This window comes from Haliea salexigens DSM 19537 (genome assembly GCF_000423125.1).
Taxonomy (GTDB): domain Bacteria; phylum Pseudomonadota; class Gammaproteobacteria; order Pseudomonadales; family Halieaceae; genus Haliea; species Haliea salexigens.
This window is the reverse complement of record NZ_AUHJ01000002.1, coordinates 1-23,659: the sequence shown is the minus strand read 5'-3', so window position 1 is coordinate 23,659 and position 23,659 is coordinate 1. Positions and strand designations below refer to the sequence as shown.

Sequence of the window (23,659 nt, the reverse complement as noted above, 5' to 3'; positions counted from 1 at the left end):
CCGGGAACGCAGCCTTACCCGGCGCAACAGGACAATTGAGTCACATCCGTGGTAAAAGTCTGGGCGCAGAGCTTGAGCCCTTCCACCATGGTCAGGTAGGGAAACAGCTCTTCAGCCATTTCCTGCACGGTCATATTGGCCCGCATCACCATTACTGCCGTCTGGATCAGTTCTCCAGCCTCGGCGGCAACTGCCTGCACTCCCAGCAAGCGGCCTGAATCCTGTTCGGCCACCATTTTGATAAAGCCTTGGGTGTCGAAATTCACCAAGGCGCGCGGCACGCTGTCCAAACTGAGCACGCGAGTATCGACCTGCAACCCCTGCGTGGTCGCCTGTTCTTCCGTCAAGCCAACGGTCGCCACCTGCGGATCGGTAAAAATCACCGCCGGCATGGCGCTGAGGTCAAGCAGAGCGTCGCCGCCGCTCATGTTGACCCCGGCCCGGCTGCCCCCGGCGGCGGCCACATAGACGAACTGGGGGTGATCGGTGCAATCGCCCGCCGCATAGATGCCTGGCACGTTGGTTTGCATTCGCCCATCCACCTGAATCGCGCCACGCACTGTCTTCACGCCAATCTGTTCCAGACCCAACCGTTCGGTATTGGGTGTGCGTCCGGTGGCGATCAACAACTGCTCTGCTCGCAATTCCCCGGCATTGGTATCCAGTATGAACTCTCCATCGGCGTAATCGACCCGGCTGGCCTGGGTCCGCAGCAATACCCGAATGCCTTCCTGCTCAAAGGCCTTCCGAATAACATCGCCTACAGCCGGATCGTCACGGGATAGCAACCGGCTACGCGCCAGGATGGTTACATGACTGCCCAGCCGCGCAAAGGCCTGGGCAAGCTCCAATGCCACCGCTGATCCCCCGATCACCAGCAGGCGCTCTGGGATGATGGATAGCGACAAGGCGGAGGTGGAAGTCAGGTACGGCGTATCGGCCAACCCCGCAATGGGTGGGATCGCCGGCCGCGCACCCGTGCCGATAAATGCCCGATCAAATTTGATCCGCCGCACTTCGCCCTCCGTGGTGGTGACGTCGAGCGCATTGGCCGTCACGAATTGCGCTGTTCCCTGGATCAGGGTAATGGCCGGGTTGTCACGTAGAATACTGGCATACTTGGCCTCGCGCAGTGCTTCCACCAATCCCTGCTGTTGTTCCAGCAATTTGCCACGATCCACAGTTGGCGCCCAGACATCAATGCCCTCGTCAAAGGGACTTTGGCGTCGCAAGTGCGCGATCTTCGCCGCTCGGATCATCGTCTTGGATGGCACGCAACCGGTATTCACGCAGGTGCCACCAAGGGTGGCTCGCTCGATCACGGTTACCCGGGCGCCGCGTTCCGTCGCTTTCAGTGCCGCGGCCATGGCGGCACCGCCGGTACCGATGACAGCAATGTGAATCGCTTGCGCTTCACTCATGACGGTTTCCTATCCGAAAATTACCCTACAATCTCATTACTTCTGATCTGCCGAGCTTTGTTTGAGGGTAGATGGATAACCGGCATTGGCCGTGGCCTCCGTCAACTCTGTAACGGAGGTTTGCGTGTCCTCGAAGGTGACCCTGGCTTCGCGCTGCTCGAAGCTGACATCGACCTGCCTGACACCGTCAACCCGCTTGAGCGCAGTCATTACGGTGATCGGGCAGGCGGCGCAGGTCATACCGGGCACATCCAGCGTGACGGTCTGCTCCGCGCCCCAGAGGGGTAGACTGAACAGGGCAAACAGTGAACTTACAAGTAAGGACTTTTTCATGTTGCGGACCTCTCAGTAAAACAGGGGTAGGACATAGGGGAACACCGCAGCGATGGCGATCAGTAACGCTACGAACCAGAAGGCGGCTTTGTAAACGCCATGCACCCTGGGTGCAGCGCACACATCGCCGGGTTCACAAGCCCTGGTGGGCCGGTATATCTGGCGCCAGGCCAACACCATGGCCACCAGGGCAGCGCCCAGAAACCAGGGACGATAGGGTTCCAATGCGGTTAAATTACCGATCCAGGCGCCGGAAAACCCCAGCACCACCAACACCAACGGTACCAGGCAACAGGCAGAGGCCAGCAAGGCTGCGACACCCCCGGCAAGCAACGAACCGCGTCCCGGTTTGGATTCAGGCATGGGCAAACCTCCTGTTGTTTTATTCACCACTGTGGCAAGCTTATCTCCGTAGTCGACTACGGAGTCAAGCAACGTGTCCGGTTCTCAAAACACATCCATGACCATCGGCAGTCTGGCCAAGGCCGCAGAGATAAACGTCGAAACTATTCGCTACTACCAGCGGCTGGGGCTGATGACAGAGCCTGAGAAGCCCTTAGGCGGGATTCGCCGCTACGACGAGGACGCGCTGGCACGGCTTCGATTCATCCGCAGGGCGCGATGGCTGGGATTCAGTCTGGAGGAAATCGGAGAACTGCTGAAACTCGAAGACGGCACCCATTGCGACGAGGCCAAAGCACTGGGCGAGCGCAAGCTGGGCAACGTGCGAGACAAGATCCGCAGTCTTCAGCAAATTGAAGGCGTGCTCGACCAACTCGTCGAGGAGTGCTGCACCCAGAAGGACAATGTCACCTGCCCGCTGATCGGTTCCCTCCACGAGGGGTTTGATACAGCTACCAAATGATGGAACACATGACAAAAAGATCGTCGCAACTAGTCGGATGCGATGTACAAGGTCCAAACCAAAAAAAACGAGACCAGCCTTTGGGCAACCTACCCCCCCAGCTGGCGAAACTCTATTTCGGACAATGGCCTGAGTTGATCGAACCTTGACTTATGTTAGACTTCGGATCTCCTTCTAACCGAGTCGCTAGATAACCGAATGGCAAAAAACTGGACGCTAATACTGTTTGCGGTCTTGATGGTAGTGCAATCACTATCCATCGCCGCTGATGTATTGCCCATCCATTCGGATCACCAACCCCATGAGTTGGCGGATATGTCCGGGGGAGACGGTTCAACCCAAGCGACAGACCCGTCACCGGGATCAGACCACAACACACCGCCCGGCCATTGCCACTCCTGCCATTGCCATGGCTCTCATATGCTGCTGTCCATGCCGCTGCCCACGCTGCCGACTGCCTCATCTAACCAGGTCACACTACGCTATACCGTCGACCACCCCTCTCCCTCCATCGCTGCGATCCTCCGTCCGCCCATAGCCTAACCTCACTTTCCGGTCAATTGACCGGCGCCAGGATTTTTCAAAAATCTTTACGTGAGGTAATTCATGTTCATGCTATTCCGTTTGTCCCCGGATTCAGGCCGAAGCCTGATAATCCGGACAACGCGCCTGCTAATTTGCGGCGCGCTGGTAAGCTTATCTGGGCTTATCCAGGCCGCTGACCGCGACCCGGCAACACTGACCCTACCCGAGGCCTTCGCCCGGGTCCTCAGTGATAACCCCGAATTGGCGATGTATCCCTACGATATTCGCGCGGCCGAGGCGCGGGCCCTCCAGGCCGGGTTCCGACCCAATCCACAGGTCTCCCTCGATGTCGAAAATATCGCCGGTAACGGCGAGTTCTCGGGCACCGACGCCATGGAAACCACCCTGGCGCTTAGCCAGGTCATTGAGATGGGCGGCAAGCGCCCTCTGCGCCGGGATGTCGGCCAGTGGCGTCGCCAAACCCTCGAGCGCGATTACGAACTGGCCCGCCTCGACGCACTGTCGGCGGCGGCCAGCCGTTACCTGGAAGTGGCGCAAACCCAGCGCCTGCTGGCCTTTGCCCGGCAAGTCGTGGACTTTACCAGCGCCGCAGAAAACGTCGCCCAAAGGCGGTTTGACGCTGGCAGCGCCAGCCGGGCCGAACTGAGCCGTGCCCGCACGGATCTGATGCAGGCCAAGCTGGCGGTGAGCAATCTCACCGTGCGCCTTGGCAATGCCAAGCGGCGCCTGGCGAGCCTGTGGGGCGAAACCTCGGCGGATTTTGGTGATGTAGAGGCCGAACTCTTCGCGTTAGCGCCGACGCCTGAGTTTGCCAGCGTCCAACTCCAACTGGAGCGGGCCCCGCAGCTGCAACAGTTTATAACCCTGGAAAGACTGCGCCAGGCCGAACTGGACCTAGCCATTGCCCGGGGCCGGCAGGACATCGAAGTCGGCGCGGGCATCAGACGGGTCGAGGGAACCGGCGATACGGGTGTGGTTTTTTCGTTTTCCATGCCTCTTGGCGTCTCTAACCGCAACCAGGGCGACATCAGGGCCGCGCGGGAGGATCTGGCGAAACTGGATCTCGAAGAGAAAGCCACCCGGGTGAAGGTTTTCACGGAACTGCGCAATGCCTTCGCCCAACTGGAACAGGCCCGTGAGCGGGTTACCCTGCTGCGTGAACAGATACTGCCCGAGGCACAGCAGGCATTGGCGCTGATTCAGGAAGGCTACGGCGACGGGCGTTTTTCCTATCTGGAACTGGTGGAAGCCCGGCGCCAGCTGCTGTCCTTCGAAACCGAGGCCGTTGCCGCCGCCACCGATTTTCACCAAACCCTTATCACCCTGGAGACCTTGACCGGCCAGCCGCTCACGGGGGAGCGTCAGTCACTCTACCCCACCGGCGCGGCCAATGATTTCCGGTCCAATCTGCGCCTGCCCACGCTGGACAGCATCGATGATAAAGCGTCTCTTTCGCCACAGGATGAATCACAATGAACAAGTTACTGAATTATTTAATGGGCGGCTTGCTGCTTGCTGCCATGGCATCTCAAAGCGCAATCGCCGCCCCATCAGATCAAGGCGCTCACACCGAAGAAGGCGCTCAGCACGCAGATGAAAAGCAACACTCGGAAGAGGAACATGCCGGGGAAGATCACGCTGAAGATGAAGGCGACCATGCCGAAGAAGCCGGTCATGAAGGCCATGAAGACGAAGAGCCCGAGCTGACTTTTAGCGCCGACCTGCTACGGGACTTTGGTGGTGAAATCGACACTGCTGAAGCCGGTGTGATTCGCCAACAGGTCTCGCTGCCCGGCGAGGTGAAACTCAACGAGGAGGCCGTGGCCCATATCACGCCCCGCTTTGCGGCAAAGATCGTCGAGGTACAGGCAAAAACCGGTGACCGGGTCAAGGCCGGCGATGTGCTCGCCGTGGCCGAGAGCTCCGAGACCCTGTCTCGCTTTCAGCTGAAATCCCTGATCGACGGCGTGGTTATCAAACGCCACGTCACCCTGGGAGAACACCTGGCGCCCGACGATACCGCTTTTGTGGTCGCGAACCTGTCCACCCTGTGGGTGGATATTGCCCTCTATCCCAAGCAGGTGCCGCTGGTAAAAACCGGACAGCCGGTGCGAATCACTACCAGCCATGGCCCTGCACCCGTGGAGACCAGCCTGGACTATGTGGCGCCGCTGGTAGACGAGGCCACCCGCACAGGCCTGGCGCGGGTCTTCCTGGCCAATCCTGACAATGATTGGAAGCCGGGAATGTTCATTGAAGGCCAGATTACCCTGGGAGAATTTCCTGCAGAGGTGGTGGCACCTAGAACCGCCGTTATCGACCTGGAGGGCCAACCCACAATATTCGTTCAGCACGACGGCAGCTGGGAACCCCGTCCGGCCAAGCTCGGTCGCGGTGACAGCGACGCGGTGGAGATATTGGCGGGCCTCGACGCGGGTGAACGCTATGTCGCCAAGGGTGGCTTCGTGCTCAAGGCCCAGCTACAGAAAAGTGAATTCGAATCCGGTCACAACCACTAATCGCGGGAGCACAGTATGCATACTCTTATTCGTTTTGCGCTGGAGAACCGACTGTTAGTGGTCGTGATCTCTCTGGCGATGCTTATCGGCGGTTACTTCGCCTATCGCACCCTGCCGGTTGACGCCTACCCGGATATTTCACCGGCGTTGGTGCAGGTCTTTGTGGAAACCGAAGGCCTGGCGCCGGAGGAGGTGGAGAAATACGTCACCTACCCCATCGAAAGCGCCATGAATGGCCTGCCGCAACTGGATCATGTGCGGTCGATCTCCAACTTCGGCTTGTCGGTGGTCAATATCTACTTCGAGGATGGCACCGATATTTACTTCGCCCGCCAGCTGGTGGGGGAACGACTACAGGTGGCCCGGGAGGCTATTCCCGACGGTTTCGGCGAACCGGTGATGGGCCCCATCACGACAGGACTCGGCCAGATTCTGTTCTACGTGCTGGAGGACACCAGCGGGCAATACAGCAACACCGAGTTGCGGGAGATCCAGGACTGGATCGTCAAGTTCAACCTGCAGACGGTAAAGGGCGTTACCGAAGTTCTTTCCATCGGCGGTGAGGTCAAGCAGTTCCAGGTGCGTATCGACCCCGACGCGCTGATCCGCTACGACGTGTCGCTGCCCGACATCAAGGAGCGCATCGAGGCCAACAATGCCAACGCCGGGGCCCAGTTCATCGTCAAAAACGATGAGGAGTACATCGTGCGATCGGTGGGTCTGGCCACGGATCTTGAAGCCCTGCGCAACATTGTGGTGAAAACCATCGACGGTACACCCGTCTACCTGCACCAGTTGGGCGAACTGGACATCGGCGGTGAAATCCGCCGCGGGCTCACCAGCAAGGACGGCGAAGGCGAAGTGGTCGTGGGCATGGTATTGAAGCTCATTGGCAGCAATACCTCCCAGGTGATCGGCGCCGTCAAGGAGGAGCTGGCCACCATCAATGCCAACCTGCCGGAAGGTATCGAGGTGCAGCCCTATTATGACCAGGCGACCCTGGTCAAGGCGGCTGTCAGTACCGTTATCAATGCACTACTGCAAGGCATTATTCTGGTGGCGCTGGTGCTGTTGGCGTTTATGGGCGGGTTCAGACCTAGCCTGGTGGTGGCGCTGTCGATTCCGTTCTCCGTCGGCTTCACCTTTCTCGCCATGAAATTCTTCGACATCTCCGCCAACCTGATGTCGCTGGGCGGGATTGCCATCGCCATCGGCATGATGGTGGATGGTGCGGTGGTCGTGGTGGAGAATATCGACCGAATGTTGCGCGAATCCTCCCCGGACGAATCGCGCCTGCACCTGGTGGCGCGGGCCTGCCAGTCAGTGGCGCGCCCGATTCTGTTTGCCATCAGCATCATCATCATTGTGTTCCTGCCGCTGTTCACCTTGCAGGGGGTGGAAGGGGCGACCTTCCGGCCACTGGCCTATACCGTAGCGGTGGCCATGCTCGGATCCCTGTTCTTTGCCCTGATCGTGGCACCGGTGGCCTCCTCCCTGCTGATGAAGCGCCCCGAGACAGACCCCGACAAACCTCGCAAGGACATTGTCAGTTTGCTGCTAAAAGGCTACCAACCTCTGGTGGAGGCCATGGTGGCACGCCGCTGGATTGCCGTGACCCTAGCGGCAGTGGTCCTGCTCATCGGCGTTGCTGTCGCCCCGCGGCTGGGCTCGGAATTTGTGCCCCGCTTTAATGAAGGGGATTTGCTGATCCGCGCCACCATGGCGCCGTCCATTTCGCTGGAAAAAGCCGAGACGACGATTGGCGTATTCGAGCGGCAATTGATGGCAGCGTTTCCGGAGGTCACCCAGGTGGTGTCGCGCATTGGTCGGGGTGAAGTCGGCGCCCACGCCGATCCGGTGAACAACGCGGAGATTTTTGTCGCTCTCAAGCCCCAGGACCAATGGCAAAGCGCGGAGACGCTGGATGGCTTGTATGCGGCCATGAGCGAGAAATTCGCGGATTTCCCCGGCGCGCAATTCAACTTCACCCAGCCCATTGCTGCCGCTGTGGATGAACTGCTCACCGGCACCAAGGCCGAACTGGCCGCCAAGCTGTTTGGCGATGACCTGGATGTGCTGGTCGAGAAAGCACAGGCTATAGAAAAGGTGATGCGCACCGTGCAGGGCGCTCAGGATGTTCAACGCGACCAAATCGGCGGTACGCCGCAATTGCGCATTTCGTTGAACCGGGAGGCTATTGCCCGTTATGGCCTCAATGTCAGCGACGTGCAGCGCACCCTGAGCGTCGCCGTGGGCGGCAGCGAGGCCGGACAGGTGTTCGAGGGCATCCGCCGCTTTGATATCTATGTGCGCCTTGAAGAGCCCGCGCGCAACCGGGCCGATGTCATCGGGCAGCTCATTATCAAGAACGCCGCCGGGCAGCGCATTCCCCTGGAGGAACTGGCAGCCATTGAGGAAGTGGTGGGGCCGCGCCAGATCACCCGGGAAAACAATCAGCGCTTTATCACCATCCAGACCAATGTCCGCGACCGGGACATCGGTTCCTTCGTGGCCGAGGCCGATGCCGCTATCAAGCAGCAAGTGGATTTGCCGCCGGGCTATTTTCTCAAATGGGGTGGGCAGTTCGAACTCCAGCAGCAGGCCAACAAACGTCTGATGATCGTTGTGCCCATTACCCTGGCGCTGGTGTTCCTGATGCTGTTTGTCAACTTCAGATCCCTGCGCAACGCCCTGCTGATCATGCTCAATATCCCGTTGGCGCTGGTGGGCGGTATCGTCGCCCTCTGGCTGAGTGGTCAGAGCCTCTCGGTGCCGGCTTCAGTAGGATTTATCGCCCTGTTTGGTATCGCCCTGGAAAATGGCCTGGTGTTGGTGAGTTACCTGAATGAACTGGTCAAGGACGGGGTCTCCATTGCCGAAGCCAGTGTGCGGGCGGCCTGCGCAAGGCTGCGGGCGGTGATCATGACCGCCGTCACTACTGCCCTGGGGCTGTTCCCGCTGCTGTTCGCCACCGGCACCGGCAGCGAAGTGCAGCGACCACTGGCCACCGTCGTGGTCGGCGGCCTGGTGACCGCCACCATCCTGACCCTATTGGTTATACCCGCCCTGTATCACTGGTTTGCCGACAAACCCGCTGATATGAGCGAATCCCATTAACCCGGAGTGATTGTCATGCAAGAGATCAAAGCCTATATCAAACACCACAAACTGGAAGCCGTGACCCTGGCCCTGCACCGTGTGCAGGGCGTCACCGGCATGAGCGTCGCCCACGTTGTCGGCTTCGGCCGCAGCAAAGTCAATACCAGCGCCGCCAACCCGATCGATGGCGCGGGGGATTTTGTCAAGCACGTGAAAGTGGAAATCGTCTGTCACGATCAGTACGTGGACGAGGTCGTACGGGTACTGAAAAGCGAGGCGCATACCGGACTGCGCGGCGATGGTCGTATTTTTATCAGCGATGTCAATCGTGCAATCCGGATTGAAGACGGTGCCGAGGACGATACGGTTGTCTGAGAAAAAAACCCGCCCTCTTCAGGCGAGCGGGGGTTCCATTTCAGCTTTCGCTCCCTCTGCGCCTGATGATTCATCTCCAACAGGAGCTGTGGCTCATGACCTTGTACAGTCAGTTCAAGCCGTTTTGGATGGCTTTACTGTGCAGGGTTATGACGACAGGACAAGATTATGAGTGATCCACCCAAGCAACGAAAAGATGACCCGAAGGAAGCTCCACACTTTCGAACACATCGTATCCACGCCATCAACAGTGACTGGTATTTTTTAACCCGTGAAGGTCAAAATATCGGGCCATTCCCGAACAAAAAAGCGGCCGAAGACAGCCTTGCGGAATTCCTGAAAACTGTCAAAAAGGATGAGTAGCCAATGGCCCAAAATCCACAAAGTCGCCAAGGCACAGGCGACCAGGCACAGAGTAAGCCGAATACAGCAGATGCTTTTTTATACATAGACACCAAACGTGGTTAACCAAATGAGCCACGACCATGTGCATATGGCCCCCGAGATCAAGGATAAACGCGTTGCCATCGCCATCTGGGCGAACGGGATCCTGACCCTGGCTCAGATTGGGGGCGGTATCTTTGCCGGCAGTCTCGCCCTTATCGCCGACGCTTTACATAACTTCTCTGACATGGCATCACTCGTCATCGCGTTCTTAGCGCAAAAAATTGCGCGCCGCCCGGCTGACGCAAGGATGACCTTTGGCTACGGACGCATTGAAATCGTTGCAGCCCTCATCAATTACACTACCTTGATCATTATCGGGTTCTACCTGATTTACGAAGGTGGCATGCGGATAATCGATCCTCCAGAGGTAAAGGGCTGGTGGGTCGTCGGGCTTGGAGGTATCGCTCTGGCCGTGGACGCCTTGACAGCGTTGCTTACCTATTCGATGCAGAAAGACAGCATCAATATCCGCGCACTGTTTCTTCACAATCTGTCGGATGCACTGGCGTCGGTCGCCGTGGTCATTGGCGGAACCCTTATTTTACTCTTCGACATGCGCTGGGTTGATCCTGCCATCACCATCGGCATCGCGGGCTACATTCTCTACCTGGGTCTGACAGAAATCGGCGGTACCATCAGAACACTCATGTTGGGTAGCCCGGTGGACATCGATACCGATGCCGTCATTGTTGCCCTGTCCAACATCGAAGGCGTTATCGACCTTCACCATGTGCATTTTTGGCAGATGGGCGAACACGATGCCTCGCTGGAGGCTCATGTGATTATCGAGGAAAGTGCATGGGATCAGCTTGAGAATATCAAGTACAGGATAAAACAGGCTCTGGCGCAGGAATTCAACATACGTCATTCGACACTGGAATTCGAACACCCGGACCACATGCACAAGAATGCCCACACCTATGGGCATGGTTAAGAGAGATGTTCTCCGCAAGCACCGGCGAGAGCGGAGACTATTTCGAAGTTAATAGATGAAACCACACGCTCCACTATTTCATGATGGAACGTGTTCCTACTTACCTCATTTCTTCGTTGTTATTACGGTTGCTGCTATCTCACCCATCATGGGCTGGATCATTTCTACGGCCTATGGTACCAACAATCAAAATACATACCCCTATGAATATCGCTGTATCAGCCAGATTGAATGCTGGCCAATGAGAATTGCTCCAGTGAAAATCAAGAAAGTCCACTACCGATCCTCGCCATACACGATCAACCATGTTGCCCAATGCACCACCAAGCACCAACGAATAGCTCGCCGCTTCAAGCCGGTTTGGACACTGCCGCATTGTCCAAACCAACCAAACTGATACGCCAGATGCTAATGCAATAAAGAAATAGCGTTGCCAGCCACCAGCATCAGCTAGCAAGCTGAATGCAGCGCCAGGGTTCATCATGTGCACGATATTAAGAACTGAGTTAATCTCCACTCGCTCTGCGTACTCTATCGTACGCTCAACGGCACACTTACTTGCCTGATCCATCAGTAATATCAAACCGGAAAGACCTAGCCAACCACAAAAGGTGTTTGTCCGGTTGGAGTTCGCCATGAAGTTAATTTTCTTTTCCTCCAATAGGCAACGCTTGCTCGACAGGGGTGACGTATACCCAACCGGATATGTTGGGTCCGATTTTCCCGGTTTTGCGAATGATGGATGTCACCTCTTCCATCTGGTTGTCCTCACAAACCAGTGATAACTGCACTTCCGAGATAACCACACCAGCTTCGGACGAATACGCCAGCTCCTGCTCGCCTAAAGGCTTTAAGGTCCCCTTGATGTCGAGCAGCGATATGTTTTTGTAGCCTGCGTCACGCAGTGCTTCAATGACATCGGCTGATCGAACATGGTGAATAAACGCGGTAATTTGTTTCATGTAAATACTCCCAAAAAGTGTCGTTTTTGCTATCAGAGGGATCGCGACAAAGGGTTCTATGCCGCAATCCAGAAGGCGTTACTGAGCTATCGTGTCGCCATTGTCATCAATCGCTTTTGGCCTTCGCCAGGCCAGTCGATACAATCCGGGAAGCACCAATAGCGTAAGTAACGTGGAAGAGATAATGCCGCCGATAACGACCGTGGCCAGTGGCCTCTGGACTTCGGCTCCAGTACTGGTATTGAGTGCCATCGGCAGGAAACCTAATGCGGCCACCAGAGCGACCATCAATATCGGCCGCAATCTCAACATGGCGCCGCCCAGAATCGCCTGCTCGACTGATTCTCCGCGACTGAGCTCATCCCGAAATGCCGACACCATCATGACCCCCGTCAGCACCGATACACCGCACAAAGTAATAAACCCAACGCCAGCGGTGATGGATAAAGGGATATCTCGCAACCACAAGGCGATAACGCCACCAGTCAGCGCCAGCGGTACGCCACTGAAGACTAATGCCGCATCTTTTGCCGAACCAAAGGTCATCATCAGCAATGCAAAAATCATCACCAAAGTGACGGGGACAAGCAGGCTCAACCGCTGCGAGGCCGATTGCAGTTGCTCAAAAGTACCTCCGTACTCCAGCCAATAGCCGGGAGGCAATTTCACCTGTTGCGCAACTTTGTCCTGAACTTCGGCCACAAAGCCACCCAAATCACGACCGCGAACATTGGCGCTGACTACCAACCGCCGCTTGCCGTTTTCACGAGAGATCTGATTAGGTCCAGGGGCCAGCGTGAGACTAGCCACTTCCCGCAGTGGCACGTAGCCGCCGTCTGGCAGCGGTATGGGCAAACGTTCCAACGCGCGCAAATCTCCCCTTACGCGTTCGGCTACCCGCACCACTATCGAGAAACGTTGATCACCCTCAAAGATCAGGCCGGCTTCCTCACCACCCGTGGCGGCGGCGACTACGTCCTGCACATCGGCGACATTCAAGCCATAGCGATACATGGCTGAACGGTCGGCATTAATGGACAGAATAGGCAAGCCGGACACCTGCTCGACCTTAACCTCTTCGGCGCCCTCAATACCGTTCAATACCGCTGCGATTTCGCTGCCCGATTTAAGCAGCTGGTCCAAATCATCGCCGAACACCTTGATCCCGAGGTCTGATCGCACACCAGAAATCAATTCATTGAAGCGCAGTTGGATCGGCTGGCTGATCTCATAGGCATTTCCCGGCAACAACGTCAGTTTCTCACCAATTTCTTCCAACAGCTGCGCTTTGGTTTTATCAGGATCGGGCCATTCACTGCGATCCCTGAGCATGACATAGCCATCGGAAATGTTGGGCCCCATGGGGTCACTGGCAACTTCGGCCGTGCCGACGCGCGCGAAGTAGGTTTTGACTTCAGGGATTTCCAGAACCGCTTTTTCCAGTTGAAACTGCATATCCAGGGATTGAGTGAGACTGGTGCCGGGTATTCGCAGTGCCTGGACGGCAATATCGCCCTCATCCAGATTAGGGATAAATTCCGTCCCCATCCGCGTGGCCAGTGCGCCGACCAAAACCACAAAGATCAGGGCCGCAGACAATACGAGAACGCGAAACTTTAGCGCCCACGCCAAAACCGGGGCGTAAAACCGTTTGGAGTGGCGAACAATAAAATTGTCCTTCTCCTCGATATGCCCCGTCATAAACAGCGCGACGGCCGCAGGCACAAAGGTGAGTGACAGCACCAGTGCAGACAGCAAGGCCATGATCACCGCCATAGCCATGGGCGTAAACATTTTGCCTTCCACGCCCGTCAAAGCCAGGATGGGTAAGTTCACCAAAATTACCACTAACACGCTGATCAAACTCGGCGCAAAAACCTCGCGGGTGGCCGCAAACACCGTTTGAAAACGCTCATCCAGTTTTAAGGTTCGCCCAAGATGATGCTGTCGCCCAGCCAAGCGCAAGATACAGTTTTCGACAATGATCACCGCCCCATCCACAATCAAACCAAAATCGAGTGCGCCCAAACTCATCAGATTGGCGCTGACCTTGGTTTGCACCATGCCCGTCATCAACATCAACATCGACAATGGGATCACCATTGCTGTGAGTAAGGCCGCCCGGACGTTGCCCAGCATGACCAAAAGTACGACGACAACCAATACCGCCCCTTCGGCCAGATTGGCCTGCACCGTGGCAATGGTTTTATCAACCAGTACCGTACGGTTATAAACCGGCTCTGCAATTACGCCCTCGGGCAGCGTCTTATTGATCTCCAACAACTTGGCCGACACATCCTGGGAAACCGTCCGACTATTACCTCCCAGCAGCATGACGGCGGTACCCAATACAGTCTCCTCACCATCGCGAGTAGCGGCACCTGTGCGCAACTCTTTGCCGAATCCGACCTCGGCCACATCAGCCACGGTAATGGGTAACCCGGCTCGACGAGCGACGATGATTTTTTCGATCGCAGGAATGTCAGCCACCTGTCCGGGGGCGCGGATTAAATATTGCTCACCATTTTTTTCAATATAGCCAGCACCGATATTAGCGTTGTTTTTCTCCAGTGCCGCTACTAAATCATCAAAGCTGAGCTGGTAGGCCAGCAGTCTTGAAGGTTCCGGCGTGATGTGGAACTGCTTCTCGAAGCCGCCAATGGTATTGACTTCGGTGACGCCGGGAACCAGGCGTAACTGCGGACGGATCACCCAATCCTGTAAGGTACGTAAGGCCGTCGCATCATAGGGCTCACCATTTTCTTGCAAGGTGCCCGGTTTCGCATGCACTGCATAGTGAAAGATTTCACCGAGTCCTGTGGCAACGGGCCCCATCACCGGACCGATTCCTGAAGGCATCTCGCTTTTTGCCTGCTGCAAGCGCTCGTTGATAAGATTGCGGGCAAAGTAAATGTCCGTGCCTTTTTCAAACACCACGGTCACTTGGGACAGAGCATAGCGTGATACCGAACGTGTACTCTCCACGTGGGGCAGCCCTGTGATCGCCAGTTCCACCAAGTACGTAATGCGTTGCTCCACTTCCAGCGGTGAGTAGCCGGGAGCTTCGGTATTGATTTGCACCTGGACATTGGTGATATCGGGTACCGCGTCGATGGGTAGGTGCTGATAGTTCCAGACACCCAGGGCACCAGTTACCAGCACCAGAAACATAACCAGCCAACGGCGTGCGATGGAAAATTGAATCAGTTTATCGATCATCAGACACTCCTTCGATGAGCGGCAATGAAAATGCTGTTCCGGCCGATGGAATGCAGAATGTCTTTCAGGAAGTGATTAATCATCATCGCCAACCTCCCCTTTACCCAATTCCGCTTTCAAAATAAAACTGTTGTTGCTGACATACACTTCATCTGCGGACAGGCCGGACACCACTTCGCTTAGCTCGCCGTCGGTGCGTCCCAAGGTTACCGTGCGTGGTTCAAAACCCTCCTTTCCCCGAACAAAAACAACGGGATTGTCGTCGACGATTTGCAGGGCTTCGTTGCGAATCACCACGGGAGTATTAATTTCGGCGCGGGTGATTTGTGCGTTGACAAACAGACCCGGTTTCCAGGTGCCGTTTGGGTTGTCGATCAAAACGCGCGCCGTAATGGCCTGATTGCTACCTTGGCCAAGTGGCGCAATATAGATGATATTTCCCTCTGCGGTTTGGCTCGAATCGAGGCTGAGAATGCGAACTTTCTGCCCTGATTGAACCTGAGCAACATCCTTTGGAAAAATCGACAGCTCTACCCAGACCGTGGAAAAATCCTTCAGCTCCAATAGCGGGGCATCGCTGGTTTGTTCGCCAGGGTTAGCGTTGCGCTGTGTAATAACGCCATTGAGTGCCGAAACTATCGAATAGGTTTTCAGGCTTTCGTTGGCTTCTACGGTCAACAGGGTTTCGCCCTTACGAACCGGATCACCAACACTTTTTTTAACTTCCCGAATAACACCGTCAAAGCGTGCGGTCACTGATTGTACGCGCTCTGCGTTGGTGGCGACGACGCCGTATACCGGCAATACATCGCGGATGGTGCCAGAAGTCACGGTTGCCAGCGTAATGCCCGAATGTTGTATCTGCTGCTGAGTCAGTTCAATGTGGCCTTCTTCGCCGTGCTCTGCTTCCTCTCCGCGACCTGTTTCGGCAAGCGCTTGCCCGGATAGCAGCGCGATAAGGAAGCAACAGCCAAGAAGATGGGTGATGGGTTTGTTAAAATGAGTTTTTAATTTCATCGTGATGATCCTGAAAATGTGTTGTCTTCGCCATACTGAGTCAAGGCCAGGGGCTCTGCTGTCAGTTGCTCAATTTCTGCGCCATAGGTTAAAGCGGCTGCCGCCGCTTCGATCTGGGTACGCCTGGCGCTCAATAATTCCTGCCGCGCGCTGACATAGTCGAGATACCCGTAGCGACCGCGTTGATAGGCCACCTGAGTGTCTACCAGGGCCTGCTCAAGGGCGGGAATGATGGCGGTACGGAGTGCTTTTACCGCGACAATGGCTTGTTTGCGGTTGTGATAGGCGCGGAACAGCTGAGTGTGTAAATCCAGCAGCATTACGTCGCGCTCTGCGAACACCTGATTTTTTTCGGCCAGCGCAGTCGACACAGCGCCGGTATTTCGTTGGCCGGAAAACAACGGCATGCTGAAGCCTGCCACCAATGCGGTGTCATCGGTTTCCTGCATTCGACGAACACCCACCGACCAACTGATATCGGCGCTGGATTGGGTTTGGGCAAGGCGTAATTCCGCTTCTTTGAGGCGGGACTCTGCTGCGAATATTTCGATCGCCGGATTTTTTTCCACTTTGGCGTATAGCATCTCAAAGGCGACGTCCTCGTCAAACTGGAATAAATCACCTCGCACCCTGGCAAAGTCAGGTGTAGTCACTCCCCATAGAGCAGACAACGACACTTTCAAATAAGCCAGCCGTTGCTGCTCCGAAAGCAAAGCGAGCTTCGCTTGCTCGGCAGCGGCCTGTGCCCGTTTGACCTCCGCCTCGGGTGTCGCCCCCGCCGTAGCCCGCTTTTTCACAATGTGTAAGCTCTCGTTTGCCAATTGAGCGGCCTCAGCAGCCAGGGTGACCTGCTCCTGTGCGGCCAGCACATCGACATAGCGACGGGTGACTTCGCCCAATAAGGCCAGGGATTCCACCTGTCGGCTGGCATTGAGCACCGACCGACTGTGGGATACCACGCCTTGCCGTGCCGCGCGCTTATCCCCCATTTCGATGACTGAAGACAGCGCAATGGTTAGCTCAGCACTATCTGCGCCGCTGAAATCCCCAGTGCCACCAACATTTTCAGCATCAAAACCCAGCTCATACGCCGGCCGTAACCGGGCCGTTTCTGCCTGACCTTGAAGGGCGGCATAGCGGTAGGGAAAAATGTTTAGAGAAGGGTTTTGCGACAAGGAACGCTGCACTGCATTGGTCAGCGTGATTGTTAGGTCACCAGGAGCCGCATTAAGCCCCGAAGAAAAAATAAAAAATAGTAAACTGAACAGAATGCAGCGGTTTCTGATATTCCGCCGCTCCCATGCGCCAGAACCAGGCGCAGAACGTATTGGTAACATGTGGTAGATCCTACTTATTTAAGATAATTCAAACCGCGCATTGCAGCGATAACGGCAACACAGGAAAAACTTAATCAGTAAAATCAGGCGATTGGAGGGCGGTACAGCGACGAGGATGGGGCCTCGGGGATGATGGCATGATAGTCGTTGTGCAACGAAAGTTTGTGCAAAAAGTTTGAGTGAGTCAGGTTGCCGGATAAATAGACACGGCAATGGCAGCCATGGTGATGACAATGAAACAGGTCGTCAGGCGGGGTATTTTGCTCTGCGGGATCAGCGATCGAGCTATCCAGTATTCCCGATGATGAGCCATCGGTGAAATCAGAGGAAAACTGGACGGAGTCTGAATAATCAACGGGATGCACATCTGCCATAGCTGTCACTGATTGCAATGCAATCAAGACTAACAGCAGATAAGACAGTGCTTTTCGACTCATAAACCGAATATAAACCCAATGACAATGGAATAAGTGGAATATGTTAGCATTTTGGGTTAAGGCGCGCAAAATCCTGTATCAGCCGAACTAACCTGACATGGCGAGTATCTGAAAACCCACTGTTAAAATGCTTATTCATGTTAAATGTGCTTTCGCCTGAATGAACTGGATAGTACCTAAAGGCGTTGCTACACAATCTTTACTACCAACCACAACAAAGCCCGCTTCCTCTATCAAAAAGGGTAACACACCCTTGACATTGTCTCGTGTGGTTTCAAAACCATCAAGGCACTGAACCAGCAGAAATAGCATTCGCTGAATCGATGACGAAGGCTTTCCCCAATCAGCAACGAGTAAACTGCCACCAGGTTTAAGGACCCGATGGATTTGCTTTAAGACATCGAGCTTCTGCAGTCGTGTCAAGTGGTGAAAAAACAAGCTCGACACTGCAACGTCAAACGTCGCTGTTTCGAAGGGCATATCTTGTGCGAAACCCTGCCACAAACTCACACGCTGATCCATTGAAGCAAACTTGGTTTTGGCTAGTTCGAGTGCTCCAGAGTCTGCATCCAGACCAGTAATAGTCAGCGACGGTTCTCTTTCGGCAAACATTTGAGTTAGGGTTCCCGTGCCGCAGCCCACATCCAGTAAGTGTTTCCCCGCTAACGGAGCAGCTTGATTGACCAACGCCGTTTTGAAAATTTTCTCTCGCGTAGTCAAGGAAGCCACCCAGTCGTAATAACGGGTTAGAGCATGATACTTCAAAGCAGGAATATAGGTGGATCGTGGACTCTTCATCACCTTTTCTTATTCAGGACTTGAGCTGCAAAATACGGCGTGCACCATTCAGCACAATCAAACCGATGATCAGGCCAATCACCAAGTCGGGATAACGTGAGCCAGTCCAGGCTACCAATCCACCGGCTAGGATGACACCTAGATTCGCAATTACGTCATTGGCAGAGAATATCCAACTGGCTTTCATATGTGCGCCGCTATCCCGGCTCCTGGCAATCAACAGCAGACAGGTCACATTGGCCGCCAAGGCAACAAGCCCGAAGCTCATCATCAAAGTGGAAACCGGTTCACTACCAAATACTAATCGCCTTACCACCTCGCCCAAAGCGCCTAGGGCAAGAATGATCTGAAGCCAGCCGGAAAAATGGGCTGCGCGCAGCTTCACCCGCACACTGTGCCCTACGGCATACAGCGCCACGCCGTAAACGGCGGCATCCGCAAACATGTCCAACGAATCCGCGATCAAGCCAGTGGATTGCGCCCACCAGCCGACAGTGATTTCAATGACGAACATGATGCCGTTGATGGCAAGTAGCCACTTGAGAATGCCAGCTTCTGTTTGTGCCTCCTGTTTTGCGGACGCCTGTGCTCGGGCGAGGTCATCTCTGGCGACAGGCATTGTGCTTTCCAACGTCGCACCCAAGCCGAGTGCGCGCATTCGCTCCTCAATGGCGTCAGCGTTGTCCCCATGAAAGACCCGCACCTTTCTCTCGGGGGCATCGAATTCCAATGCGATTTTAGGTTCCACACTGTCCAACGCCATACGGATCATGCCTTCTTCAGAAGGGCAGTCCATCTTGGGGACAAGATACTCACTGACAAAGCCGCCATGAGTAGCATCGTGTACTTCAGCAGTCTGGGGAGTGTTCTTCATCGCGTCACTATGACAATTGTCGCGGCATGTGTTTGTCATAAAAAGCCCTTGTACTATTCACGACGTACAGCTTAAACTCTATATTAACTATAGAGTCAAGCGCAGAGATTGAATAAATGAAAATCGGCGAACTGTCGAAAGTGACTGGCTGCTCCGTGCAAACCATCCGGCATTATGAAAAGGAACATTTGATTGCCTCTGCTGAACGGAGTGAAGGCAATTTTCGCCTGTACGATGAAGCTGCCGTTGAGCAATTGCTGTTCATCAAACACTGTCGCAGCCTGGATCTCAGTTTGCCGGAGATCCGGCAGCTTTTGGCTTTAAACCGTTCTCCAGGCGCGCAATGTGATGATGTGAATCGGATGATGGATAGGCATATCGAGCAGGTGGAGGCGCGTATCCAGGAACTCACCAAACTGAACGAGCAACTGAGAATGCTGCGCCGCAGCTGTTCAAACCGTCGGACAGTCGAGCAGTGCGGCATATTGCGGAATTTGTCGGCTACTCCGGTTTCGAGCGGGTGACACCCGGTTCCAAAAACTCTCCTGAACGTTCTGCAACAGGGGCATTTTTCCGCTGCCTTCTCGCCAACCCCAGAAAGACCAGGAAAACCACCAGTACCGACAATTGCGCCAGGATCCCCTGCCAGGTGGATTTGACGCCGACCCAATCGAATTCAAAACTGACAGGCAATGGGGTAATACCGATAAGGTCCGCTTCCTGAAGTGCCGACATCGCCTTACCCATGAGGATAAACGCCAGGGCCAGCAACAGGTAGGTGGTGACGGAAAAGAATCTGGCAATGGGTAATTTCACTGAATAACGCACCAGCAACCAGGCCAATACGGCCAAGAAAGCAGTACCGGCTACAAAGCCGCTGAATACGGATGAATATTGAGCGGCTGCAGCCTGGGTCAGCAGCGCCTGATAAAACAAGACCGTTTCAAAGACTTCACGATAAACCGCAATAAATGCCAGCAGCGCAAGGCCCCACAGGGTACCCGCAGTCAGGTGGGAGTTGATGTGCTGCTGGATATAGGCCTGCCACTGGGTAGCATGGGTTTTACTGTGCATCCAGATGCCGACATAGAGCAACACGACCGCCGCCAATAGGGCCGCAACACCTTCCATGACTTCGCGACTGGCACCGCTGATACTGACCAGGGACTGCGCGGCAGCCCAGGTCGCAACTCCGGCCACCAATGCCGTTACCCAACCCAAATGCACATACCGAAGTCCGTCACGCCGACCGGTTCGCACCAGCACAGTAACCAGGGCAATGACCACGAGCAGGGCTTCAAGCCCCTCCCGCAACAGGATCACCAAGCTGGCACTGAACAGGGTCGCATTGGACAAGGTAGATTCCGAAAGCAATCGATCCGCATCATCCAACCTTGCCAGCGTCCGGCCCACAGCGCTTTCCACCTCGCCCGGGGGCTGTGCCTGCTTCAATAATTGTCTTATCGCCATCATATCGGCTTCGAGCGTCTGGCGGAGTGCTTTATCCTGCGCATCCAGGCTGTTTTCGACCAATTCAAAGCCATCCAGATAAGCGCTGACCGCCAGTGCTTGTGCTGTCTGATAATCGCCGCGCTGGTGTGCCTCTTGTGCTAGCAGCAGTTGGTCGCGGGTGATTTTCAGAGGATTGGTCGATTCCTGGAATAACAGTTCTGGCTTTGCGCGCAGCCGTTCGATCCCCTTCTGCGTCATATCCGGGTGTTCTGCAGCGAGTTGCGCCGGCGTGTGGTTAACCATCTGTGACAAGGTGACGCCAGGTGCCTCGCCTGTAACCTCAGCGCCGGATTGAAATGCCAATCCGCCGACGTGGAACGCCAGCGACCAGCGTTGCTCTTCCGTCAGTTGGGTAAATGCCGGCATTGCGGTATCGGCTATGCCATTGGATATGGCGTCGTACAGGCCCAGAAGTGACCGGTTCAAGGCTCGCTCTTTGCTGGTGAAATCGGTTGGAGCGGGCTCCAGCTGTTCGGCCATCACACCATCGCCCCCACCGGCTGCGCCATGGCAAGAAGCGCACTGGCTCTCATACAACCCTTTGACGGTCGCTTTCGACAACAGATGATCCGGCAGGGACGACTGCGGCATCAGTGCCAACAACGTACCCCGCAGGCTGCCGCTCATTTGCCGAATTGTTTCAATAGCCTGTTTGTTCTGGATGGCTGCCTGTAAAGCCTTGGCCTGGCCTGTCAGGTCGCCAGCGTCGGCTGATTTATCTTGAATCTCAGAAATATTCGTCACAATGAGCTGGGAGAACTCCAGCATTTCCTGATACTCACCGTCATTGACTACCTGCCCATCCCTGACGGCTTCCACGTAATCCACAGCAATGTATTCGGCCAGCTGTGCCAATTGACGCATCTGAGCCGAGCCGTCATCACTCATCTCGGCCTGACTGGTCGCTGGAAGCAAACACGATAAGCCCAGCAGCAGTACTGAGACATTCAAAACAAATAGCTTCGGGCTTATAAAACGGTATATCCAGTGTTCCTGCATTAATGGGATCTCAATTTGATTTGTTGCTAATGATAATTAGTCTCAATGGTAATCCCTATGGTAGCTATAGAGTCAAGTGTGTGACTGGTTTGTTGGCATTCCTGACAACACGGCTCCTGTCGGCACACGGGATATCCTTCTGCCTCCATTGAGCTGCTCTCATAACCAGTCGTACCCGCAGTCCGGGGCCGTGCAGAATGGCATTACGGTGCGTATCTTCTGTCGGAGCAACCTCACGCATCGCACTCCTCTTGCGTTTGTACATTGGACTGGTTGAGATACACCAGCATGATCATCCTGATCTTCACGGCGACGCCGGACAATGCGATTCTCTAGGCGCCAACAGATTATCGATTTCTTACAAAGTGGATCCTAGCTCTTGGGCTCATTTCATGAAGAAGACCCGCTTCAGAGTGGCTTTTGGGTTGGTGCGGTATCCTTAAGCTGGCTTTAGCGGCTGTTCGATAAGCCCGAGGCGTTCGTAATAACGAATAGTTTCGACACTGACCCGAGCTGCTTGTGCCAGTTTACCGATGGTCAATTGACTCATCACTTTCTCCCGTAGCACTCACCTCTACATCAGCCATGCTGGGTAAACTGATCGTGAAGCGCGTGACGCCGCGTTCGGAGATCACCGCGATGTTTCCTTCATGGGCCTCGACTATGGACTTGACGATAGCCAGCCCCAAGCCAGCACCTTCGCTTTGGCGTTGCCGGGAAGGATCGACCCGGTAAAACCGGTCGAAAATCCTGAGCAAATGCTCGGCTGGAATTTCTGGCCCCGGATTCTGTACGCTGAGTAACGCCCTACCCTCGCCCGATGAATCCAGACGGATCAGCACACTTCTTCCCACTGGTGTGTGGCGTATTGCATTGGACAGCAGATTGGACAATGCGCGACGCAGCATAGCGCGGTCACCTTGTATAATCGGTGCCTTTCCTTCCAACACCAATTGGATGTGCTTTTCCTCCGCCAGGGCCTCGAAAAAATCGAACAGCTCGCGCACTTCCCGAGCCAGATCCAGCGGTTCCCAGACAGGCTTGAGCAGGCCGTGTTCGCTCTGGGCCAGCCAGAGCATGTCGTTGACCATTTTGGTCAGGCGCTCCTGTTCTTCAAGATTCGAGTAGAGCAGTTCGCGATATTCTTCCAGGCTTCTGGACTTACCCAAACCCACCTGGGTCTGGGTGATCAGGTTGGTCAAAGGCGTGCGCAATTCATGGGCAATATCGGCGGAGAAATAGGATAGTCGAACGAAGCTGTCTTCCAAGCGGCCAATCATATGATTAAAGGAACAGACAAGGTTTTGCAGTTCCCGGGGAACGGTGTTAGGGTCTAGACGCACATGAAGGCGATCCGCCTGAATATCACTCATTGTCGCACTCAGCTCGCGCAAGGGCGCGTGCCCCTGGTGCACGCCATACCAGGCCGCCAAGAGAGTCACCGCGCCTGCCAGCACCATAATCATCCACAAACTGCGCCGAAAATTTTCCAGAAAGTGGATATGGAAATCCATATCGATAGCAGCAACGATGCGATAATTCTGGTCTTCAATGCGGGTATGCGTGATAGTGCCACGGTAGGTTTTGCCATCAGTTTGCCAGGTATAAAGATTGTCTACCTGAATACGGCTCACAGGAGAATAGGTGTTTTCTTGTGGCGAAGGTCCACCCTCCTCAGGACCATAGACCAAACGTCCCGCATCATCCCACACTTGAAAGTAGACACCATGGTGACCAGAAACAGCTCGCGCAAGGGCGCCCTCCGGTGCCGAGTCCTGATCTTTCGCCGATTGTAGAGCGTCTTCAACAGCACGAGTAATCACCACCAACTCGTCGGCATCCTGTTCAGCAAAATGGCGCTCTACTTCATTCAGCACGAGATAACCGATCATCAGTAAACTGAAACCGATAGCCATCGCGACAAACAGCATCACCCGGCTGTTGAGTGACAGTGGTCGTCTCCGG

General features: G+C 55.2%; 22 protein-coding genes. 8 read left to right on the top strand and 14 right to left on the bottom strand.

What is annotated here, in order from left to right:
• Positions 1-14: 14 nt before the first annotated feature.
• From merA to merT, 3 genes are read right to left on the bottom strand one after another with little or no spacing between them, the layout of a single operon-like run.
• A complete protein-coding gene (gene merA, locus G533_RS0102820) occupies positions 15-1,421 on the bottom strand; it encodes a mercury(II) reductase (RefSeq protein ID WP_022960222.1) in 1,407 nt (468 codons plus the stop codon).
• 36 nt (positions 1,422-1,457) lie between these two features.
• Positions 1,458-1,754 carry a mercury resistance system periplasmic binding protein MerP gene (merP, locus tag G533_RS25305; RefSeq protein ID WP_022960221.1) on the bottom strand — a complete coding sequence of 99 codons (297 nt, stop codon included), beginning with the start codon at positions 1,752-1,754 and terminating at the stop codon, positions 1,458-1,460.
• A 12-nt stretch (positions 1,755-1,766) separates the two neighbouring features.
• A complete protein-coding gene (gene merT, locus G533_RS0102810; protein WP_022960220.1) occupies positions 1,767-2,117 on the bottom strand; it encodes a mercuric ion transporter MerT in 351 nt (116 codons plus the stop codon).
• 73 nt (positions 2,118-2,190) lie between these two features.
• On the opposite strand from merT, the gene merR reads away from it, so the two are divergent.
• From merR to G533_RS0102775, 7 genes are all read left to right on the top strand, one after another.
• Entirely contained in the window at positions 2,191-2,619 is a 429-nt protein-coding gene (merR, locus tag G533_RS0102805; RefSeq protein WP_441316828.1) for a mercury resistance transcriptional regulator MerR, read from the top strand.
• 606 nt (positions 2,620-3,225) lie between these two features.
• Positions 3,226-4,641 carry a TolC family protein gene (locus G533_RS0102800; protein WP_027948660.1) on the top strand — a complete coding sequence of 472 codons (1,416 nt, stop codon included), beginning with the start codon at positions 3,226-3,228 and terminating at the stop codon, positions 4,639-4,641.
• On the top strand, positions 4,638-5,684 hold the full coding sequence (locus G533_RS20240) for an efflux RND transporter periplasmic adaptor subunit (RefSeq protein WP_051229910.1): 1,047 nt from the start codon (positions 4,638-4,640) through the stop codon (positions 5,682-5,684). Before G533_RS0102800 ends, G533_RS20240 begins: the two co-directional genes overlap by 4 nt.
• Before the next feature lie 15 nt (positions 5,685-5,699).
• Complete coding sequence (locus G533_RS0102790) at positions 5,700-8,801, top strand: efflux RND transporter permease subunit (RefSeq protein WP_027948659.1); 3,102 nt, start codon at positions 5,700-5,702, stop codon at positions 8,799-8,801.
• A 15-nt stretch (positions 8,802-8,816) separates the two neighbouring features.
• Entirely contained in the window at positions 8,817-9,158 is a 342-nt protein-coding gene (locus G533_RS0102785) for a P-II family nitrogen regulator (RefSeq protein WP_027948658.1), read from the top strand.
• Between the two features lie 168 nt (positions 9,159-9,326).
• Positions 9,327-9,521: a DUF6316 family protein gene (locus G533_RS20235; RefSeq protein WP_035526224.1), complete on the top strand. Its 195-nt coding sequence runs from the start codon at positions 9,327-9,329 to the stop codon at positions 9,519-9,521.
• Positions 9,522-9,630: 109 nt separating this feature from the next.
• Entirely contained in the window at positions 9,631-10,539 is a 909-nt protein-coding gene (locus tag G533_RS0102775) for a cation diffusion facilitator family transporter (RefSeq protein ID WP_027948657.1), read from the top strand.
• Positions 10,540-10,678: 139 nt separating this feature from the next.
• Here the strand turns inward: G533_RS0102775 and lspA are convergent, their stop codons facing one another.
• The 8 genes from lspA to G533_RS0102745 all read right to left on the bottom strand — a co-directional run bounded on the left by lspA (position 10,679) and on the right by G533_RS0102745 (position 19,183).
• The gene (lspA, locus tag G533_RS23805; protein ID WP_240472351.1) at positions 10,679-11,200 is read right to left on the bottom strand and encodes a signal peptidase II; all 522 of its coding nucleotides are present in this window, start codon (positions 11,198-11,200) and stop codon (positions 10,679-10,681) included.
• Complete coding sequence (locus G533_RS0102770; protein ID WP_027948656.1) at positions 11,181-11,501, bottom strand: P-II family nitrogen regulator; 321 nt, start codon at positions 11,499-11,501, stop codon at positions 11,181-11,183. Before G533_RS0102770 ends, lspA begins: the two co-directional genes overlap by 20 nt.
• A 78-nt stretch (positions 11,502-11,579) precedes the next feature.
• Positions 11,580-14,720 carry an efflux RND transporter permease subunit gene (locus G533_RS0102765; protein ID WP_027948655.1) on the bottom strand — a complete coding sequence of 1,047 codons (3,141 nt, stop codon included), beginning with the start codon at positions 14,718-14,720 and terminating at the stop codon, positions 11,580-11,582.
• 75 nt (positions 14,721-14,795) lie between these two features.
• Positions 14,796-15,737 (bottom strand): efflux RND transporter periplasmic adaptor subunit, encoded by a 942-nt coding sequence (locus tag G533_RS0102760; RefSeq protein WP_027948654.1) that lies wholly within the window; start codon positions 15,735-15,737, stop codon positions 14,796-14,798.
• Positions 15,734-17,074, bottom strand: a complete 1,341-nt coding sequence (locus G533_RS0102755; RefSeq protein WP_027948653.1) for a TolC family protein — start codon at positions 17,072-17,074, stop codon at positions 15,734-15,736. The genes G533_RS0102760 and G533_RS0102755 overlap by 4 nt, the downstream gene beginning before the upstream one ends.
• An 83-nt stretch (positions 17,075-17,157) precedes the next feature.
• A complete protein-coding gene (locus G533_RS23800) occupies positions 17,158-17,511 on the bottom strand; it encodes a hypothetical protein (protein ID WP_084638760.1) in 354 nt (117 codons plus the stop codon).
• Positions 17,512-17,646: 135 nt separating this feature from the next.
• Positions 17,647-18,309 carry a class I SAM-dependent methyltransferase gene (locus G533_RS0102750; RefSeq protein ID WP_027948652.1) on the bottom strand — a complete coding sequence of 221 codons (663 nt, stop codon included), beginning with the start codon at positions 18,307-18,309 and terminating at the stop codon, positions 17,647-17,649.
• A gap of 13 nt (positions 18,310-18,322) precedes the next feature.
• Positions 18,323-19,183 (bottom strand): cation efflux transmembrane domain-containing protein, encoded by an 861-nt coding sequence (locus G533_RS0102745; protein WP_240472350.1) that lies wholly within the window; start codon positions 19,181-19,183, stop codon positions 18,323-18,325.
• Positions 19,184-19,299: 116 nt separating this feature from the next.
• On the opposite strand from G533_RS0102745, the gene cadR reads away from it, so the two are divergent.
• Positions 19,300-19,707: a Cd(II)/Pb(II)-responsive transcriptional regulator gene (cadR, locus tag G533_RS0102740; protein WP_027948650.1), complete on the top strand. Its 408-nt coding sequence runs from the start codon at positions 19,300-19,302 to the stop codon at positions 19,705-19,707.
• Here the strand turns inward: cadR and G533_RS20230 are convergent.
• From G533_RS20230 to G533_RS0102730, 3 genes are all read right to left on the bottom strand, one after another.
• The gene (locus G533_RS20230) at positions 19,685-21,694 is read right to left on the bottom strand and encodes a cytochrome c/FTR1 family iron permease (protein ID WP_240472349.1); all 2,010 of its coding nucleotides are present in this window, start codon (positions 21,692-21,694) and stop codon (positions 19,685-19,687) included. The two genes, cadR and G533_RS20230, sit on opposite strands and share 23 nt — an antisense overlap.
• A 439-nt stretch (positions 21,695-22,133) precedes the next feature.
• Complete coding sequence (locus G533_RS25440) at positions 22,134-22,244, bottom strand: MerR family DNA-binding transcriptional regulator (RefSeq protein ID WP_231580283.1); 111 nt, start codon at positions 22,242-22,244, stop codon at positions 22,134-22,136.
• Entirely contained in the window at positions 22,222-23,625 is a 1,404-nt protein-coding gene (locus G533_RS0102730) for a heavy metal sensor histidine kinase (protein WP_022960203.1), read from the bottom strand. Before G533_RS0102730 ends, G533_RS25440 begins: the two co-directional genes overlap by 23 nt.
• Positions 23,626-23,659: the final 34 nt, after the last annotated feature.

Coding starts and splice junctions, on each gene's coding strand:
- merA (WP_022960222.1), bottom strand. CDS start 1,421: ATGAGTGAAGCGCAAGCGATTCACATTGCTGTCATCGGTACCGGCGGT.
- merP (WP_022960221.1), bottom strand. CDS start 1,754: ATGAAAAAGTCCTTACTTGTAAGTTCACTGTTTGCCCTGTTCAGTCTA.
- merT (WP_022960220.1), bottom strand. CDS start 2,117: ATGCCTGAATCCAAACCGGGACGCGGTTCGTTGCTTGCCGGGGGTGTC.
- G533_RS0102800 (WP_027948660.1), top strand. CDS start 3,226: ATGTTCATGCTATTCCGTTTGTCCCCGGATTCAGGCCGAAGCCTGATA.
- G533_RS20240 (WP_051229910.1), top strand. CDS start 4,638: ATGAACAAGTTACTGAATTATTTAATGGGCGGCTTGCTGCTTGCTGCC.
- G533_RS0102790 (WP_027948659.1), top strand. CDS start 5,700: ATGCATACTCTTATTCGTTTTGCGCTGGAGAACCGACTGTTAGTGGTC.
- G533_RS0102785 (WP_027948658.1), top strand. CDS start 8,817: ATGCAAGAGATCAAAGCCTATATCAAACACCACAAACTGGAAGCCGTG.
- G533_RS20235 (WP_035526224.1), top strand. CDS start 9,327: ATGAGTGATCCACCCAAGCAACGAAAAGATGACCCGAAGGAAGCTCCA.
- G533_RS0102775 (WP_027948657.1), top strand. CDS start 9,631: ATGAGCCACGACCATGTGCATATGGCCCCCGAGATCAAGGATAAACGC.
- G533_RS0102770 (WP_027948656.1), bottom strand. CDS start 11,501: ATGAAACAAATTACCGCGTTTATTCACCATGTTCGATCAGCCGATGTC.
- G533_RS0102765 (WP_027948655.1), bottom strand. CDS start 14,720: ATGATCGATAAACTGATTCAATTTTCCATCGCACGCCGTTGGCTGGTT.
- G533_RS0102760 (WP_027948654.1), bottom strand. CDS start 15,737: ATGAAATTAAAAACTCATTTTAACAAACCCATCACCCATCTTCTTGGC.
- G533_RS0102755 (WP_027948653.1), bottom strand. CDS start 17,074: ATGTTACCAATACGTTCTGCGCCTGGTTCTGGCGCATGGGAGCGGCGG.
- G533_RS23800 (WP_084638760.1), bottom strand. CDS start 17,511: ATGAGTCGAAAAGCACTGTCTTATCTGCTGTTAGTCTTGATTGCATTG.
- G533_RS0102750 (WP_027948652.1), bottom strand. CDS start 18,309: ATGAAGAGTCCACGATCCACCTATATTCCTGCTTTGAAGTATCATGCT.
- G533_RS0102745 (WP_240472350.1), bottom strand. CDS start 19,183: ATGAAGAACACTCCCCAGACTGCTGAAGTACACGATGCTACTCATGGC.
- cadR (WP_027948650.1), top strand. CDS start 19,300: ATGAAAATCGGCGAACTGTCGAAAGTGACTGGCTGCTCCGTGCAAACC.
- G533_RS20230 (WP_240472349.1), bottom strand. CDS start 21,694: ATGCAGGAACACTGGATATACCGTTTTATAAGCCCGAAGCTATTTGTT.
- G533_RS25440 (WP_231580283.1), bottom strand. CDS start 22,244: ATGAGTCAATTGACCATCGGTAAACTGGCACAAGCAGCTCGGGTCAGT.
- G533_RS0102730 (WP_022960203.1), bottom strand. CDS start 23,625: ATGCTGTTTGTCGCGATGGCTATCGGTTTCAGTTTACTGATGATCGGT.